Source organism: Litchfieldia salsa (assembly GCF_900104555.1).
Taxonomy (GTDB): Bacteria; Bacillota; Bacilli; order Bacillales; family Bacillaceae_L; genus Litchfieldia; species Litchfieldia salsa.
This window is the reverse complement of sequence record NZ_FNJU01000009.1, coordinates 24,240-41,161: the sequence shown is the minus strand read 5'-3', so window position 1 is coordinate 41,161 and position 16,922 is coordinate 24,240. Positions and strand designations below refer to the sequence as shown.

General features: G+C 37.7%; 16 protein-coding genes. 7 read left to right on the top strand and 9 right to left on the bottom strand.

Annotated elements, in window-relative coordinates:
- Nucleotides 1-24: 24 nt before the first annotated feature.
- The 3 genes from BLQ56_RS16140 (at nucleotide 25) to BLQ56_RS16130 (ending at nucleotide 3,106) form a co-directional block, all read left to right on the top strand.
- On the top strand, nucleotides 25-663 hold the full coding sequence (locus BLQ56_RS16140) for an FMN-dependent NADH-azoreductase (protein ID WP_090856588.1): 639 nt from the start codon (nucleotides 25-27) through the stop codon (nucleotides 661-663).
- Nucleotides 664-948: 285 nt separating this feature from the next.
- Entirely contained in the window at nucleotides 949-1,875 is a 927-nt protein-coding gene (locus BLQ56_RS16135; RefSeq protein WP_090856930.1) for an ABC transporter ATP-binding protein, read from the top strand.
- On the top strand, nucleotides 1,868-3,106 hold the full coding sequence (locus BLQ56_RS16130; protein WP_090856585.1) for an ABC transporter permease: 1,239 nt from the start codon (nucleotides 1,868-1,870) through the stop codon (nucleotides 3,104-3,106). Before BLQ56_RS16135 ends, BLQ56_RS16130 begins: the two co-directional genes overlap by 8 nt.
- Before the next feature lie 80 nt (nucleotides 3,107-3,186).
- Here BLQ56_RS16130 and BLQ56_RS16125 read toward each other — a convergent pair whose 3' ends face one another.
- From BLQ56_RS16125 to BLQ56_RS16105, 5 genes are all read right to left on the bottom strand, one after another.
- On the bottom strand, nucleotides 3,187-3,627 hold the full coding sequence (locus BLQ56_RS16125) for a hypothetical protein (RefSeq protein WP_090856582.1): 441 nt from the start codon (nucleotides 3,625-3,627) through the stop codon (nucleotides 3,187-3,189).
- 6 nt (nucleotides 3,628-3,633) lie between these two features.
- Entirely contained in the window at nucleotides 3,634-3,990 is a 357-nt protein-coding gene (locus BLQ56_RS16120) for an ASCH domain-containing protein (RefSeq protein ID WP_090856579.1), read from the bottom strand.
- Nucleotides 3,991-4,167: 177 nt separating this feature from the next.
- The gene (locus BLQ56_RS16115; protein WP_238457292.1) at nucleotides 4,168-4,635 is read right to left on the bottom strand and encodes a DMP19 family protein; all 468 of its coding nucleotides are present in this window, start codon (nucleotides 4,633-4,635) and stop codon (nucleotides 4,168-4,170) included.
- Nucleotides 4,636-4,836: 201 nt separating this feature from the next.
- Nucleotides 4,837-5,658, bottom strand: a complete 822-nt coding sequence (locus tag BLQ56_RS16110; protein ID WP_090856576.1) for a Cof-type HAD-IIB family hydrolase — start codon at nucleotides 5,656-5,658, stop codon at nucleotides 4,837-4,839.
- A 274-nt stretch (nucleotides 5,659-5,932) separates the two neighbouring features.
- Nucleotides 5,933-6,013 carry a YjcZ family sporulation protein gene (locus BLQ56_RS16105; RefSeq protein WP_090856573.1) on the bottom strand — a complete coding sequence of 27 codons (81 nt, stop codon included), beginning with the start codon at nucleotides 6,011-6,013 and terminating at the stop codon, nucleotides 5,933-5,935.
- A 232-nt stretch (nucleotides 6,014-6,245) separates the two neighbouring features.
- Here BLQ56_RS16105 and BLQ56_RS16100 point away from each other — a divergent pair, with 232 nt between their 5' ends.
- On the top strand, nucleotides 6,246-7,412 hold the full coding sequence (locus BLQ56_RS16100; RefSeq protein WP_090856570.1) for a nucleotide sugar dehydrogenase: 1,167 nt from the start codon (nucleotides 6,246-6,248) through the stop codon (nucleotides 7,410-7,412).
- Between the two features lie 92 nt (nucleotides 7,413-7,504).
- Here BLQ56_RS16100 and BLQ56_RS16095 read toward each other — a convergent pair whose 3' ends face one another.
- On the bottom strand, nucleotides 7,505-7,585 hold the full coding sequence (locus BLQ56_RS16095) for a YjcZ family sporulation protein (protein WP_090856566.1): 81 nt from the start codon (nucleotides 7,583-7,585) through the stop codon (nucleotides 7,505-7,507).
- Nucleotides 7,586-8,210: 625 nt separating this feature from the next.
- Between BLQ56_RS16095 and BLQ56_RS16090 the strand changes: the two genes are divergently transcribed.
- Both BLQ56_RS16090 and galE read left to right on the top strand, forming a co-directional pair.
- Nucleotides 8,211-9,890: an ATP-binding protein gene (locus BLQ56_RS16090; RefSeq protein ID WP_090856564.1), complete on the top strand. Its 1,680-nt coding sequence runs from the start codon at nucleotides 8,211-8,213 to the stop codon at nucleotides 9,888-9,890.
- Between the two features lie 314 nt (nucleotides 9,891-10,204).
- A complete protein-coding gene (gene galE, locus BLQ56_RS16085; protein ID WP_090856561.1) occupies nucleotides 10,205-11,218 on the top strand; it encodes a UDP-glucose 4-epimerase GalE in 1,014 nt (337 codons plus the stop codon).
- Between the two features lie 195 nt (nucleotides 11,219-11,413).
- Here galE and BLQ56_RS16080 read toward each other — a convergent pair whose 3' ends face one another.
- Together BLQ56_RS16080 and BLQ56_RS16075 are read right to left on the bottom strand one after the other, a co-directional pair.
- Nucleotides 11,414-11,818 (bottom strand): VanZ family protein, encoded by a 405-nt coding sequence (locus tag BLQ56_RS16080; RefSeq protein WP_090856559.1) that lies wholly within the window; start codon nucleotides 11,816-11,818, stop codon nucleotides 11,414-11,416.
- A 681-nt stretch (nucleotides 11,819-12,499) separates the two neighbouring features.
- A complete protein-coding gene (locus BLQ56_RS16075) occupies nucleotides 12,500-13,330 on the bottom strand; it encodes an alpha/beta fold hydrolase (protein ID WP_090856556.1) in 831 nt (276 codons plus the stop codon).
- Between the two features lie 825 nt (nucleotides 13,331-14,155).
- Here BLQ56_RS16075 and BLQ56_RS16065 point away from each other — a divergent pair.
- Nucleotides 14,156-14,935 carry an REP-associated tyrosine transposase gene (locus BLQ56_RS16065; protein WP_090856546.1) on the top strand — a complete coding sequence of 260 codons (780 nt, stop codon included), beginning with the start codon at nucleotides 14,156-14,158 and terminating at the stop codon, nucleotides 14,933-14,935.
- A 172-nt stretch (nucleotides 14,936-15,107) separates the two neighbouring features.
- Here the strand turns inward: BLQ56_RS16065 and BLQ56_RS16060 are convergent, their stop codons facing one another.
- The gene (locus BLQ56_RS16060; protein WP_175490341.1) at nucleotides 15,108-16,838 is read right to left on the bottom strand and encodes a DUF2207 domain-containing protein; all 1,731 of its coding nucleotides are present in this window, start codon (nucleotides 16,836-16,838) and stop codon (nucleotides 15,108-15,110) included.
- Nucleotides 16,839-16,922 lie beyond the last annotated feature (84 nt).

Below are 16,922 nucleotides of genomic sequence, written 5' to 3'. Positions count from 1 at the left end.
TAAGTAAGAGGGAGAGTTTTTTAAATGAATGTATTAGTTGTAAAAGCAAATAATCGTCCGGCTTCAGAGGCTGTTTCTAGTAAAATGTATGAAGGGTTTATGGCTGAATTAGAAGGTACAAACCTAAACGTAACAACTTATGATGTATATGAAGAGGATACTCCATATTTCGGTCAAGACTTATTCAATGCTTTCGGAAAAGTTCAAAACGGCGGAGAATTAACAGATGTTGAATCACGCCTATTAGCTGCTAAACAAAAAGCAATGGATGCTCTAACTGCAGCAGACGTTGTCGTGTTTGCATTCCCATTATGGAATTTAACAATCCCTGCAAAACTTCAAACGTTTATTGATTACGTTTATGCGGCAGGATTTGCATTCAAATACGATGCAGAAGGTAACATGGTTCAACTGATGACTGACAAAAAAGCGATTCTTTTAAATGCTCGTGGTGGAGTTTACTCAACACCAGAAGCAGCTCCAATGGAAATGGCTGTTAACTACATGCGTAACGTATTTGGTGGCGTATTCGGTATGGAAATCATTGACGAAGTTGTGATTGAAGGTCATAATGCAATGCCTGATAAAGCACAAGAAATCATTGCAGCTGGTATGGAAGAAGTAAAAGCTTCCGCACAACGCCTAGTGGCATTATCTAAATAATGGTGCATGGGGACGGTTCTCACGTCTCATTCAAAATAGTCCTGCCTGAGTTTCATACTCAACAGGGCTTTTTTTTTGGTTGTGGCGTGCAAGGGGGCTAAGCATGATGCTGGGTAGGGACGGTTCTCGTGTCTCAAGTAAGCTCAGCAATTGGTACTAAAGCGGAACGAAAGAACTTGCGATAACCCCCATACAAAATTGGCACACGAGAACCGTCCCCTTGAAACTTATTCGTGTTGGCTTCGTATTAAATGAAGGAGTTAAATTTTGGAAGGGGGAACAATGGTGGAGACTTTTTTGAAAGTTGAGGGTTTGAGGAAGTCATTTAAAGAGATAGAAGTTTTGAAGGAAATTTCCTTTGAAGTGAATAAGGGTGAGATTATGGCGATTCTTGGACCAAATGGAGCGGGGAAATCGACAACGATTCGTAATATCATGGGTATTATGTATCCTGATCAGGGGAGTATCACATTCCAAGGTCATACAGAAATTCCTCGTAATAAGATAGGCTACTTACCAGAAGAGCGTGGACTTTATAAAAATGTAAAGGTTTTGGATATCCTTCTTTATTTAGCCGATTTAAAGGATTATCCAATAAAAAAAGCGAAGGAGCGGGCACTTTCCTATTTGAAAAAGTTTGGTTTAGAAGGGAAGGAGAAGGTGTCTGTCGAGGAATTATCAAAGGGAATGGGGCAGAAGGTACAGTTTATCGCTTCTATTTTACACGAGCCAGAGTTTTTAATTCTTGATGAACCCTTTTCAGGACTTGACCCGGTGAGTCAGGAGCTATTTAAATATGAGATTAAGAATCTAGCAGCGAATGGAACAGCAATTCTATTATCCTCTCACCAAATGAACTTAGTAGAGGAAATGTGTGATCGTTTATTTTTAATCCATCGTGGTCAAAAGGTCATTTATGGAACAATGGGTGATGTCAAAAAGGAATACGCGAATTTCAAATGCACGATAAAAGGCAAAAATCGTGTGGAAGACGTTGAAGGGTTAGCAGAGGTACAACGAGTTGAACAGTCTGATGATGCGATTACTTTATTTCTATCAAAGGACGTAAATATAGCATCTTGGGTAAGGTCGTTACCAGAAACACTAGAAATCAATGAGTTAACCATTGACCGAATTTCATTACATGAAATCTTTATTGATATTGCGACTGATAAAAATATCCTAAAGGAGGGGGCAGAGATCAATGCGTAATTCATTAAAAGTTGCAAAATGGGAAATGAAAAGAAATATGAAAAACAAAACCTTTCTCATTGGTTTATTTTTAACCCCAATCTTATTCCTAGGGTTTATGTTCATTGGCACTCTTTTTGAAGATTCAGAGGGTGAACAAGAGCCGGCAACACGTGTACTTATAAATGATCAACTTGGTGTATTTGAAGCTCTCGAAATAACAGTGATTGATCAAGGTCTGAATTGGGAACTGGAAACTACAGATAAAAACAATGAAGTAATGATCGAAGAACTGAAAGGAATGGAAAATTCAGCGTATCTAGACTTAGACCAGGATTCTTTTGATAGTGGTGTATTTGAGGTTTATACGAGTGAAGAAATGAATCCATTCTTTATGAATGAAGTACAAGTGTTAGAAATTCCTTTAAAAACCATGCAAATGAAGGAATTAGGGTTAACGGATGAGGAGTTAGTTGCTGTTTCTAAAGGGGTGGTCTTTGAAGAAGCAATTGTTGATGAAATCACGGTTGGTGAAGAAGGTGAGGAAGTAAGTGGTGGTGAAGACCCATTTAAACGCGTTGTTCCTGGGGCCTTTGCGGGAATTATCTTACTCTCGATTGTGTTTTCAGGTATGTATATTTTTCAAAGTGCTTCTCAAGAAAAGAAAGATAAAGTGGCAGAAATCATTTTATCCTCGCTGACACCTGGAGAGTTGATGCAAGGGAAAATTATTGGTTACTTTGGTCTAGGAATGGTGCAGGCAGTTGTCTTCTTAGGGTTTGGTATTCCGATTGCCCTTTGGAAGTTAGAAATCCCTATATTTGAGTATTTATTTGTTCCAGAATTATTGCTTTATATCCTAATCGCGATCCTCGGTTACTTTCTATTCGCGGCTCTGTTTGTGGGAGTGGGAGCAACAATGGCAGATATGTCAACCGCAGGTAATTTTCAAGGGATGGTCATGATGCTACCTTTCCTGCCATTTATATTTATTGGGCCGGTTGTGGGAGACCCAAGTGGGTTAATTGCCCAAATTGGGACGTACTTTCCATTTTCAATGCCTGGAATTTTACTATTACGCCTCGTTTTATTAGATAGTTGGCCATGGATTGAAATCATCATCTCACTTGTTATTTTAGTGATCAGCATATGGTTGTTTATGAAGCTTGCAGGGAAAATCTTTAAGGTAGGAATCTTAATGTACGGAAAAAATGCGACACCTAAAGAAATTTGGAAATGGATTCGTGCTTAATCAATGATTTCTGGGGACGGTTCTCATGTCTCATTCACTGTTTACCTCAAATGCGATGGTGCACGAGAACCGTCCCCTTGTTACCATAAATAAGGTTTAACAACCATGAACCAAAGCATGGTCATTAAAAGAATAATATAGATCCAAACTGAGTTTTTTAGCTGTGTTGCTAACTCTTGATGATTCGCGCCTTCCTCGTTAAACCTTTTTAAGGTTGGAGAAAATGCGCGAGCCAAAAAGAATAATGAGGCAAACAAAATAATGATGGTCATTAGAATCCATGGAGTGTCCCATGTCCAAGGACTTAACACAACGAGCAATACTCCTGAACCTACAAGTACATGACCAGCGTGCTTTGTCAATCTGACAACAAAGCGGAACGTTTCTATGTAAAAGGCTAATTCCTTATCGACCGCATGTCCCATTTTTTTTACAATCGGTAAAAGTATAAAGAATGGTCCGAGTGAAATGATGACGCTAGAAACATGAATAAAAATGATGATACGATAAAATAAATCCATGCCAACTTATTTCGAATCTTCTATTGGATGAAACTCATGAACCCAGACCTTCATTGTAGGCAGCCAAGGCATGCCAGGGTGATATGAAAGAATCGTTTCTTTATATTCTTCCACAGATTCAAATCCTTCTTGACGTGCATGATCATCAGTCAAATCACCAAGAGATTGAGAATACACAGCCTCAACAGTGAATTGTTTCCCTTCTAATTCCATAACCTCGCCAACATCCGCATATCTTCCATTCCGCCTTGTTGCTGTTTTTCGCCCTTCTAGTACCAACTTAATATCATCACCCTTTGTGATGAGACGTTCAATACTACAGGTTTTCGGTGGTAATTCAGCTTGTCCATTTTGATTAGTCAATTTTAAAACTCCCTTCATTCTTATCTAATAACTATACCATAAGATGCAAGGTCAGTTCTTGAGGTGAGCGGGGACGGTTCTCGTGTTTCATGCCAAGACTTGAAATGGTGCACGCGGAAGGGTTCTCGACTTCTGTGCAAAGGGGCCTAAAATGGTGCACGAGAACCGTCCCCTGTTTCATTCAACAATTTCAATTAATTGTGTATGGATGTTGATGAAGTATGTTTCCAATAAATCGGCTAATTTTCCATTAAGATTTTGATACTCAGTATCGGCTTTTTCAATCACCTCATAAAAAGCTTCTTCTTGTATTTCATTATTTTCTAATGCCTTGAATAACTCCCACGATTTTTCACCATACTCTTTTTCAATTAAGGAATATTCATGAGCATTAATCTCTTCAAGAATGGATGTAAGTTCTTTGAAATAGTTGCTTGCTCCTAATTCTTCTATTTGCGTTCCAAACCAATTGAATAAAGCCTCATGACCTCCACTTTCAAGTTCAGAGTAGTAATGGTAAACAAGAGAAACTTTATTTGCGAGTTGGTTATCTGTTGGGAAATCATATTCGCTCATTAAAAAAACCATGGCATTCCAAATATCATCATTAGTTATTAAGTCTTTTCTATTCATTTTTTTTAACAACTAAAAAACCTCCTGAAATCATTGACTGTAAATATTCTCCAACCTACACTGAATATCCTTTTTGGTGCGCAGGGACGGTTCTCATGTCTCACTTATAAATAAAAGCCTTGATGAAGTATATTACTCATCAAGACTTTGGGTGTTTACATAAATCATCCTAGTGAAGTGTACACTACCATCAAGATCTATTTTATCAAAATATTAATTAATCAAAATCTTATCTAATACAAACTTTTCAACAACCTTAGCTACACCATCATTCATATTTGTGTCTGTCACATAGTCCGCGATTTCTTTAATATCATCTGGAGCATTTCCCATCGCTACACCAAGGCCAGCAAATTCAATCATCGCTTGGTCATTATAGCTGTCACCGATGGCAATAACCTCTTCGCGTTTAATTCCACAGGATTTGATTAGCTGTGCCAAGCTTGTCCCTTTTGTCACACCTTTTTCAGTGAATTCAAGGAAATATGGCTTTGAGCGCATAACACTAAATTCTTCCTCTAGTTCCACTTGAAGCTTAGCTTCTACTTCTTTTAATCTCTCTGGATCGCCGACCATTAATACTTTAACAACGGGTTCTGTTACAGAATCTGTGAATTTATCGACAAGTTTGATTGGAAGCTTTGTTATTTCCGATTCTCTAGTTGTATAAGGGTTGTCCACCTCTACTATAATTTCATCCCGAATATAGGTATGAATATTTACTCCTTCACGAACGCTTAGTTCATATAGTTTTTGAGCGGCTTCAATGGGCAATGTACTACTAAACATATCATCATTTGAATGGCAGTTAATAATCTTTCCACCATTAAAAGAAAGAATAAAGCTCTCAAATTTTTCTAAGGAAAGCTCTGCTGCAATAGGCTTCATTCCGAAAGTTGGTCGACCAGATGCTAGTACAACTTTAACCCCGTTTTCTTGTGCCTTCATCAATGCTTCCTTAGTACGATCTGAAATCGAGTGATCATCACGTAACAATGTATCATCCAAGTCAAGTACAATCATTTTATATGTCATATTGGTTTATCCTCTCTCCATCAGTAATTATTACTTATTTTACTAAAGAACCCATGAGAAGTACATGGTGTACGGGGACGGTTCTCGTGTCTCAATCTACAGTATCAAAAAGTGTGGTGGTTAAAATTAGTGAAAAGATAGTTGGTGGTTGAAACAGAGGGCCGTCTCAAACTAGAAGAATGCATCGGAGCGTTGGAATGACCACAAAAAAACACCGCAGGAACAGAAAGTCTCAGCGGTGCTTTTTCATCATTATAATTAAGTTTACGACCAATTAGTATCCAACATAAGCTGTTCCAACAATGATTAAAAGAATGAACAGCACAACGATTAAAGCAAAACTGTTGTTATACATTCTTTATAACACCTCCTAACGTGTTATAGTGTTATCTTATGCAAAAATAGGGTCAGCGGGTGGACGTTAGCCTAAGAGATTGGAAACTGGTGAAAGAGTCTAGGGTGGTGGATGAGACGTGAGAACCGTCCCTGCGCCCCAATTTCTTTTCTGGGGATAATTGTATATTTCCGGTAAATCAGATAAAATAGTATAATTGATTAATAAGTAAGTAAAGGGAGTTTATGTATAGATGAAAATTACAATAGCTGGTACTGGTTATGTTGGTTTATCAAATGCGGTTTTATTGGCTCAAAATAATGAAGTGATTGCTTTAGATATTATTCAAGAAAAGGTGGACATGATTAATAATAAGAAATCTCCAATTATTGATCATGAAATTGAAGAGTATTTAGCAACAAAGGAATTAAATTTAACAGCGACGACAGATAACTATAAGGCGTTTAAGGATGCAGATTATGTTATTATTTCTACGCCGACTAATTATGATCCAGAAAAGAACTATTTTAATACGAGAACAGTTGAGGCTGTCATTGCGAATGTGTTATCAATTAACCCGGATGCTGTTATGGTTATAAAGTCTACCGTTCCAGTTGGGTATACAGAATCAGTCAGAGAGAAGTTTGATACGCAAAACGTTATCTTTTCACCTGAGTTTTTACGAGAGGGAAAAGCGTTATATGATAATCTTCACCCTACTCGAATTATTGTGGGAGAGCAATCGGAAAGAGCAAAGAAATTTGCAGACTTGCTTGCTGAAGGTGCAATCAAAGAAGATATCCCGGTGTTATTTACAAACTCAACGGAGGCAGAAGCTATTAAGCTCTTTGCTAATACGTACTTAGCCATGAGAGTTGCCTATTTTAATGAATTAGACTCATATGCTGAGGTAAGAGGATTAAATTCAAAGCAAATCATAGAGGGAGTTGGACTAGATCCTAGAATAGGAGGACACTATAATAACCCATCATTCGGATATGGTGGATACTGCCTACCTAAGGATACTAAGCAGCTTCTTGCAAACTACGAAGATGTTCCCAATAATATCATGGCAGCGATTGTTGATGCTAATAGAACGAGAAAAGACCACGTTGCAGAGATGATCATTAAACGTAATCCAAAAGTAGTTGGGATCTATCGACTTACGATGAAAATGGACTCTGATAACTTTAGACAATCAGCCATTCAAGGGGTTATGAAGCGAATCAAATCTAAAGGAATCGAAGTCGTTGTTTATGAACCAGCATTAGAACAAGCTGAATTTTATAATTCTAGAGTCATCAATGACCTTGATGAGTTTAAGAAAGTATCTGATGTAATCGTAGCAAATCGATTGTCAGAGGATTTAAAAGAAGTAGAACAAAAGGTTTATACAAGAGATTTGTTTAGTAGGGACTAACAGGGGACGGTTCTCATGTCTCAACATTGAAAAGCACCACTGGAGCAAGAGTCCAGTGGTGCTTTTTGTTACTATCTATTGTTTGAAATCAATTAGTATCCAACATAAGCTGTTCCAACAATGATTAAAAGAATGAACAGCACAACGATTAAAGCAAAGCTGTTGTTATGCATCCTTTATAACACCTCCTTATGTGTTACAGTGTTATCTTATGTAAAAAGAGCATAAGCGGGTGGACGTTAGCCTAGTAAACTGAAAACTAATAAATGAGTCTATGATGGTGGCTTTGGCCACACAAGAACTGATCGCCGTACTTCTTTAAAATGACACACGATAGAACCATTCGAGGTACTTCTTTAAAATGAGACACGAGAACCGTCCCCGATTGACCCGATTGATATTTTTCTAGAATAGGATTGATGTTTAATCAAATGTTTGATTAGAGGTGTGAATCCATTGTCATTCCTACTAAACAACCGTTTGGATAAATCTTATCGGGTTTTAAAATGCTATATCGGCCTCGTTAACAAGGTCGAGTAGGGAACACAAGAAAGAGTAAAGATGTAAATCTGCCGTCCCAATCAAGGTTAATTGTTTTATTCCTCAAGTAAAAACATACGTTATCCAAAATTCTCCTAATTGATTACGAAGACCCACATGACACAAAAAATTTGGTAAAATAAATTAGAAGATAGAATGAGTAATCATAAAAGATTACTATTCTTATTATTAAGACTCGGGCATATTGTGTTGTGCAAAGCCCATAGAATTTGATTTTTATAGAAGGTAGGTCTTTGTATGGCAATTGTGACTTCTACGAACAGTATTCATCCTGAGGCAGCTCTTACATCGAACACAAAAATAAATAACGGCTCACATATATTATATGTTTCCTCTGATCCGGAAAAATATATAGAGAATGCAGTGGTCTTCATTTCTGCAGGTTTTAAACTAAATCAAATTATTTTATTTGTAGATGATCCAGAAATCTATTCAATTATCCTTAAAAGGCTAACGCAACTAGGATATACCGAGGAGCAGTTAGGTAGCATTATATTTGCTAATCATGACGAATTTTATCACACAAATGACATCTTTGATTCAGATCGTGTGTTTCAGACATTTGAGAATTTGATCGGTCCGTTTTTACATAAAAATGTACCAATCAGACATTGGGGAAAGGTAAAGTGGCTTAAAGGACAACCTGATTTACTCAAGAAGATTAAGGTATATGAGATCGCAACTGACGAATATATAAGTAAAGTAAATTCATTTGGAGTATGTGCGTATGATGGGATGGAAATGACAGCAAGTCTACATATGGAAATGATGAAATATCATCAGTATATTATGTCTGATACGAACTTTGTGACTTCAAGCTTTTATGAAAAAGAAAAACAAGCCCCCTCTATTAGGATGGAAGCTAAATATGAGGAAAAAATCATTAATCTACAAAACCAGGAATTCCATTACAAGCATCTTTTAGACGTCATGCCTGATGCTGTTTTTATCTCTTATAACGAATCAATTGTTTATGGGAATCGAGCGTTCTTCAAGCTTTTAGAATGTGAACCAAAGAGTTTAATTGGTAAAAAAACATTAGAACTTGCTCATTCTTCATTTTATAAAAAAATGAAGGCGAGCATGAATGGCTTGAAGGATGAGGATCAACCCTCACCAATTGAAGGGAAACTCGTTTCTTTTTCTGGTAAAAGCATTGATATTGAGGCTTTATCCTTTCCATTTGTTTTTCAAGAATTAAGCGATACAATTATTACAATAGTTCGAGATATTAAGGAACGAAAAGACAATGAAAAATTGGAAATAAGAAATGGAAAGTTAAGTATCGCAGGTCAATTAGCAGCAAGCATTGCACATGAAGTCAGAAATCCTCTTACCACAATTAAAGGATTTCTAAAACTATCCCAGGAAGGTTCATTGGATTTGGATGTCTACTCGATTATTGATGAAGAAATTGCCCGGATTGAAACCATTGCCAGTGAATTACTAGTGTTAGGCAAGCCTCTATCAACAACGTTAAAAGAAGCAGATGTAGGGAAAATATTACGTAATATCTGCACTCTTATGCAATCTCAAGCAAATATGGAAAATGTGAGTATTCAATTAACAGAAATGGAGAAAAACCTCTTTATTTTATGTAATGAAGATCAAATCAAACAAGTGTTCATTAATATTATAAAAAACGCAATTGAAGCAATGGAGGCTGGAGGAAAGATTCGTATCAAAGCCTTTAGGGAATTTGACGAAGTCATTATTGAAATTGTCGACGATGGAAAGGGCATACCAGACCATATCAAAAATAAATTAGGAGAACCCTTCTACTCGACCAAAGAAAAGGGGACAGGCCTAGGAATGATGGTCTGCTACAACATCATTGAACAACATGAAGGCCAAATCGAATTCAATTCCACCGAAGGCCAAGGCACCACCTTCACCATCAAACTGCCATTAGTATGATACATGGGTTTTCATGTTTTAATCATTCCGGTCGATTTGGTATACTAAAATAAGTTGAGACATGAGAACCGTCCCCGTGTCACAAAGAGAGTGGAGTTAAGATTTTCGCTTGGCCTAATGTGACCGGTCGGAAAGAAACAAGTGTATTTTGGATAAAGAACTGTTAATATATTATACATATTATCCCAAAAGTCAGGAATGAAATATCTGTCCGTGAAAAAGAGAACGGTTTTCAGGCATTTCGTATACGGCTGATTAGAAAAAGTGAGACATGAGAACCGTCCCCATGCCCCACAACCAATGGAGGAGTTTATATGAGTATTTTAGTTACAGGTGGTGCAGGATTTATTGGTAGTCATACTTGTGTTGAGTTGTTGAATGCAGGGTATGAGATTGTTGTGTTGGACAATTTCTTGAATAGTAGTCCTGAATCATTAAGAAGAGTTGAAGGTCTTACAGGAAAAAAAGTGAAAGTCTATGAAGTTGATTTGCTAGACAAAGATAAAGTGGATCTCGTTTTTGAAGAAAATCAAATCGAGGCAGTGATTCACTTTGCAGGCCTAAAGGCTGTTGGTGAGTCAGTCGAACTTCCCATCTATTATTACCACAATAATATAACAGGCACTTTAATTCTGCTAGAAGTGATGAAAAAGCATAATGTAAAGCATATTGTATTTAGTTCTTCAGCAACTGTTTATGGTACGCATGCAACCGTTCCGCTTGTTGAAGATGCACCGCTTGGGGCAACAAACCCTTATGGAAGTACAAAGCTAATGATTGAACAAATTTTAAGAGATGTCTATCAGTCAGACAAGAGTTGGAGCATCGCACTTCTTCGTTACTTCAACCCGATTGGAGCACATAGTAGCGGGGAAATCGGTGAAGATCCAAAGGGGATTCCTAATAACCTTATGCCATATATTACCCAGGTTGCAGCTGGTAAGCGAGAAAAGCTAAGTGTATTTGGTAATGATTATCCTACAGAAGACGGTACAGGAGTTCGTGATTATATCCATGTTGTCGATCTTGCCGTAGGTCATCTTAAGGCTCTTGAAAAAATTAAGTCTAGTACTGGTGTCGAAGCATACAACTTAGGTACTGGAGTTGGATATAGTGTCTTAGATTTGGTCAATGCATTCGAAGAAGCAACAGGTGTGAAAATTCCATTTCAAATCACAGACAGAAGAGCTGGAGATATCGCTACCTGTTATGCAAGTCCAAATAAGGCGAAGGAAGAATTGGGCTGGTCTGCTGAAAAAGGAATTTACGATATGTGTAAAGATTCATGGAAATGGCAGTCGAGTAATCCAAATGGATACGAAAATTAATCATATTAAAAGTAGCCTTGCAGAGTCTCTCTGCAAGGCTTTTACTACATGATTTTGTAAGACAAACGTTTGATTAAACTCTTATAACCCGCACGGATTCTATTGTTCAAACGTTTGATTAAGATTTACCGGTTTTTTAGATTAATAGCAAACTTCGAAGATTACCACCCAATGAGACACGAGAACCGTCCCCATTCACCATGGCCGTTCATTTATTACCCATAGTACGAGATAGAAAGGGATGACGGCACTTAGTTCTAGTATATGGTTCAGTGGTAGTACCAGTTTTCTCTTATAAATCATTACTCTTAAATAAGCAAAGAAAAATGGAAGAAAAAGTCCACAAGTGACCCCACAGAAATTAGCTACACCGTCTAAAAATTCGGCATTACGATCAGGTAATGTATATTGACGAAATTCTTCAATTACCCCAAGTATGACAAGTGAAATCCATAAAAGCCGCAAACATGTAATGCTCATATCTTTGGAAGAGATAAAAAGTACAATAACACCTAATAAAAAAGAAAGACCAAAATAGAAGAGAAAATGAAGTTGTTTATCTTCTCCTACATTTAGAACATATTCCAGTATATCTATCATCTATCATCACCACTAACATTATGGGCAAATGGTAGAGAATAAATACCATGTAACATAGGGACGGTTCTCATGCACCAAAAACTCCCGCCTTTAACCTTAAACAGAGGGGGGCATGTTGATAGATATTATTTCTATTTAATTATTTATAAATATGTTAATGATAGAAATAGATTATTTACTTTGTTTACTAAATTAATATTTTATAGTTTTTTCATTAGAGGGACAAAGACTTGTCATCCAAGATAAAAGCTAAGATAAACCCTACAAGATAAATTAATATATTACAATTAATGACAATATTGTGTAATATTTTACAAATGGCTATTCAGTTTTTAATAAAAACGATAGAATAAAAATCATAGGTAAATAATCCTATGTAAATGTAAGGGGGATAATATTGATGGAATAATTATGTAATTGGATTGGTGTAACTTTTACAAACAAAAAGGATTTCCAAAATAACTTTCTTTGAATCATAGATAAGTTGTAAAGTAGATATACAAATCTATAAATTTATCATTCTCCACACAAGAAGATATACATTGCTCCTAGCACATCACCAGATCTCTTCTGAGGTAATTAGATTACACTTCAAATGACAACAAAGCCGTGTGACTCTATAAAAAAATGGAGCACGTGATAAGCGAGAACCGTCCACATGCACCATTGTACACCATCGTGTTATGCCGTTGTTTTATTAGAATTAATCTGAGCTTGTTGATTGATAAAAGCTAACGATAAACGGTTGAATGCTTCAGCCTGATCAATATTACATACATGTCCACTTTGAGGGATTGTTTCAAGCCTTGAATTGCTCTCCATCGAGACTGCAAACTTAGCGCCATCCAAAAAGACATGATCTTCAGCACCCATGATATACAGCTTAGGGATATCATTAGCTTGGTCTAAAGCTTTAGTAAAGACTGTCTGGGCGTTAATAAGTAGATCTGCCCACTTAATAAATTCTGGCTGACCGACCTTAGTTGCTGCAGTGATAAAGAATTCACGTGAATACTTATGGTTTCTCCTAGGCATCAAAATTCCAGCAAAAATTCTGTATAACAGCATATAAGGGACCAAATGGCGAATCGTATAAGCTAACTTAAACAAAAAGTCTGTCCATGGTTTCCAACTTATCACTGCCCCTCCTAAAATCATAGAAGAGATGCGTTCTGGGGCAACCCGTGAGAATTCATTCATAATGATCGTTCCTAATGAAATTCCAATCAAATGACATTTGCTGATCTGCAAGTGATCTAATACTTCTATAACCTTATGAACGATTGCTGTATATGAATAATCCCCATCAAGAGATTTACTTTTACCATGCCCAGGAAAGTTAATAAACAAACAATTCATGTTTTTTTTAAACAATCTCGCTTGCTTGTAAAAGATTAAGTGACTTCCTCCGACTCCATGAAGAAATACCACCCATTCCTTACTTGTTTCATGTGTATAAACTTTATACTCTAAAATAATCTTTCCACCCCTTATCCTAAAGCTATCATACAATCATTTTACCATACTGGAACGTGTGAGCGGTTCTAAAAGAAAGCAAACTACTCAGTTTTTTTCTTCCAAAAGTGGGAATCGGGGACGGTTCTCATGTCTCATAAGACCACATGTATATCGTCTTCGTTATCCACAGAGCCGATTTGCGCGTTTCCTTCGCTGATTCGCATTGTACATCCGCACAGCACACACCCTTTTGTGCTAACACCCTCAAAAAGTGCAACAGTTCATCCCCGGATTGTTGCACAAAAAAATGTACCAACACATCCTCGTGTTGGTGCACATTAAGTGTAACAGCACCTCCCGGTTACTAAAGTATCCCCGAAAAGTGTAACAGCACATCCTCGTGCTGAAACACGTTCAAGTGCAACAGTACACCCCCCGTGTACTGAAGTACCCCCCCCGAAAAGTGTAACAGCACATCTCCGTGCTGAAAACGCTCAAGTACAGCAGCACACTCCCCGTGTGTTGAAGTACCCCCGAAAAGTGTAACAGCACATCCCCGTGCTGAAAACGCTCAAGTACAGCAGCACACGCCCCGTGTGCTGAAGTATCCCCGAAAAGTGTAACAGCACATCCCCGTGCTGAAAACGCTCAAGTACAGCAGCACACCCCTCGTGTGTTGAAGTATCCCTAAAATGGTGTAACAGTACATCTTCGTGCTGAAGCACATCTAAGTACAGCAGTACCCCCCCCGTGTGCTGCTGTTCCCCAAAAAAAGTCCCAGTGGCTGAAGCACCCCAAGTACAACGGTATACCTAACAAGAAACCTCACCCGTAAACCAGTCCCCTTGAAAATTAAATCTTACTTTGGAAGTGATAAAAATGCCCCGTCAAGCTAGGAAGAAAAGTATAAGTGGGATGTACCATATAATATTGAGAGGAGCGAATAAACAGGAGATTTTTCATGATGATGAAGATTGTATGAGGTTTCTAGAAACGATCCTCAAATGCAAAAACTCCTCAAGTACAACCATTTATGCATATTGCTTGATGAATAATCATGCTCATTTACTGTTAAAAGAAGGGAATGAGGAGTTATCAGTTACAATGAAACGCATTGGTGTAAGATTTGTTCAATACTATCACTGGAAGTATAATACCTCAGGGCATTTATTCCAAGATCGGTATAAAAGTGAAAGTGTAGAGACAAATTTGTCTTTATTAAGAGTGGTTAGATATATTCATCAAAACCCAGTCAAAGCTGGGATGGTTGCCAAGGTGGATGAGTGGAAATGGAGTAGCTGCCTTGAGTATTATGGGAGAGCCATTTTTCCATATGAACTAGTTGACTATAATTTTATTTTTGAAAAAATATCGTCTGATCGAGCTATCGCTTTAGAGAGCTTTAAAGTTTTTAATGAGAGAGTTCATAATGATCATTGTTTGGAAGATGAAGATAATCAGCAGAAAAGATTATCAGATGATGAAGCTAGACCGTATATTAAAGAATTACTCGGTGAAATCGCGATCGCACAGGTGAAGAGTTTACCAAGGGAACAACGAAATCTAGTATTGCGTCAAGTAAAAGTAATAAGAGGTTTATCCGTTAGACAAGCAGCAAGAATACTAGGTATTTCACCTAATTTAATTTATCGTGCATAAGGTGCAGGGGGACGGTTCTCATGTGTCATTGAGACACGAGAACCGTCCCGGCACCACACATGGCAACCGAGGACCACAGTTGGGCCCCGGAAACAGCCGACGCCTTAACAATTTCACCTGAAATTGAGACACGAGAACCGTCCCCACGCCCCACGCCCCAAACCTCAGACCCCTAAAATGCCCCGGATCCACCACCACCGCCGCCTACTCCACCACCACCACCACCACCAACAGAAGAGCTTGAGTTGGTTGTGCTTTCTGAGGTTTGGTTGGCTGTGTGAAAATTAGATGATGCAATTGGTCCAAAATAGGCAATTGTCGTCATATCAGTAGGTGCATAAATTCCAGCTACATGAGAGTGACTCATACGGGATGGTTCAAAGGATTCCACAAGTTCTCTGTTTTTTTCTCTTAAATTCTTCTCATTCATACCTAATCCATAGAGATAGGCTCGCATTCGCTCATCCTCTGTTAATACACCCCAGCTAGTATCAGAGAGATCCCTAAAGTTCCTTTTAAATAACTGCCATTCATGGGAAAGTCTGAGACCATCAAATGTTTTTGGATGATAGGAAATCGCATAAATTAGAACAGATACTAGTAATAGAATCGTAATGAACATCCAGCCGAATAAATCGTACATTGGAAATAGAACCAGAAGGGGAAGCAACAGTAAGCTTGAAATCCCTACAGTCGTTCGATATTTTGTTTTATCTTCGTATAATTCATACTGACTTACTTCATTTCTTACAGCTTCATTCCAGTTCGCTTTGAAAGTTTGGTAATGACTATGATTTACCTTGTTTTTTGTATACGAAGTTAAATCATCAAAGCTAAAGATGCCATTCTTCCCAATTTTATCAAACAATAACTCGATTAAAATTTGCTCATGCCGTCTAAGCTCGGTTTCACGTTGGACAAGTCTAAATCCGTTATCCGCAGTTTTTTTCACGATGCCTCTGCGAACTAAATCAAGTAGGGCAGCTGCCATTGCTTCAGCAGGCAATACATTTCCGTTTGTATAAGAAATCGTTGCAGGCAGACTCATTATTTGTTTCGGAACAAAAAAGGTTCCATCATACTCCTGTTCAACATTCCTCTTTCTATTTCGAGCAGCCCTTGAAGTGCTTAGAATCAGTATGAATAAAATAAGGGCAAAAATAAGAATAGCAGATCCACCAAAGGTAGTAAGCTGTTCTTGTCGTTTCATTTTCAAAGCAGCCTCTTCAAGTAAATCTTGTTTTGCTTGAATGATCTTCTCTTTCATTGGTTTTTCCGAAGTTAATGATGCAGATGGAAATAATGAAACATCATAGGCTACTCTGATATCACCATTCTCCTCATACGGAACTTCACCCAGATTGAAAAGAACAGAGCCATCCTGTAGAATTTGTTCCGTCTCAAATGCCTCATCATACCCGAAGGCAATGACGTCTTCTGTTTCCTTAGGAGGATGGACGATTATTTGTAATTGTTCATACGTAGATTCATTACGATCATCAAAGAACGGCCAATAAAAATCCGCCACATCCTGATAGATATCAACACCATTTCCAATCAAATACTCGAGTTCAACAGTAATGGTTTCATCAGATCCCTTACGATGAACCTTGAACAATTGGTCCTCCTGTTCTATTTTAAGACTTTTCCCATTTTCCTCTGCATGGAAATTCTGTATGGAAGTACCCTCTTTTGGAATAACCTCTCTAGTAATTCCATTAAACTCTCCATCAAATTCGTAGGTATGAGTCTCCTTAACAAGTACATTCCCATTTCCCTGTAATTCTGCCTCAATTTTCACATCCGTAATCGCAAAATCAACTGCAAACCCTTCACTAGGTAGGAGAAAAAATAGAGCTAAAAAACAAAGGGAAACAACACTTATAAATGATTTTCTCTTCACCGTAAACACCACCTTTCATCTATATACGGAAAAAACAGTAAAAAGATTCAAATTGGTGCACGGGGACGGTTCTCATGTCTCACT

Coding starts and splice junctions, on each gene's coding strand:
- BLQ56_RS16090 (WP_090856564.1), top strand. CDS start 8,211: ATGGCAATTGTGACTTCTACGAACAGTATTCATCCTGAGGCAGCTCTT.
- BLQ56_RS16065 (WP_090856546.1), top strand. CDS start 14,156: ATGCCCCGTCAAGCTAGGAAGAAAAGTATAAGTGGGATGTACCATATA.
- BLQ56_RS16105 (WP_090856573.1), bottom strand. CDS start 6,013: ATGTATAACAACAGTTTTGCTTTAATCGTTGTGCTGTTCATTCTTTTA.
- BLQ56_RS16100 (WP_090856570.1), top strand. CDS start 6,246: ATGAAAATTACAATAGCTGGTACTGGTTATGTTGGTTTATCAAATGCG.
- BLQ56_RS16080 (WP_090856559.1), bottom strand. CDS start 11,818: ATGATAGATATACTGGAATATGTTCTAAATGTAGGAGAAGATAAACAA.
- BLQ56_RS16095 (WP_090856566.1), bottom strand. CDS start 7,585: ATGCATAACAACAGCTTTGCTTTAATCGTTGTGCTGTTCATTCTTTTA.
- BLQ56_RS16110 (WP_090856576.1), bottom strand. CDS start 5,658: ATGACATATAAAATGATTGTACTTGACTTGGATGATACATTGTTACGT.
- galE (WP_090856561.1), top strand. CDS start 10,205: ATGAGTATTTTAGTTACAGGTGGTGCAGGATTTATTGGTAGTCATACT.
- BLQ56_RS16140 (WP_090856588.1), top strand. CDS start 25: ATGAATGTATTAGTTGTAAAAGCAAATAATCGTCCGGCTTCAGAGGCT.
- BLQ56_RS16130 (WP_090856585.1), top strand. CDS start 1,868: ATGCGTAATTCATTAAAAGTTGCAAAATGGGAAATGAAAAGAAATATG.
- BLQ56_RS16125 (WP_090856582.1), bottom strand. CDS start 3,627: ATGGATTTATTTTATCGTATCATCATTTTTATTCATGTTTCTAGCGTC.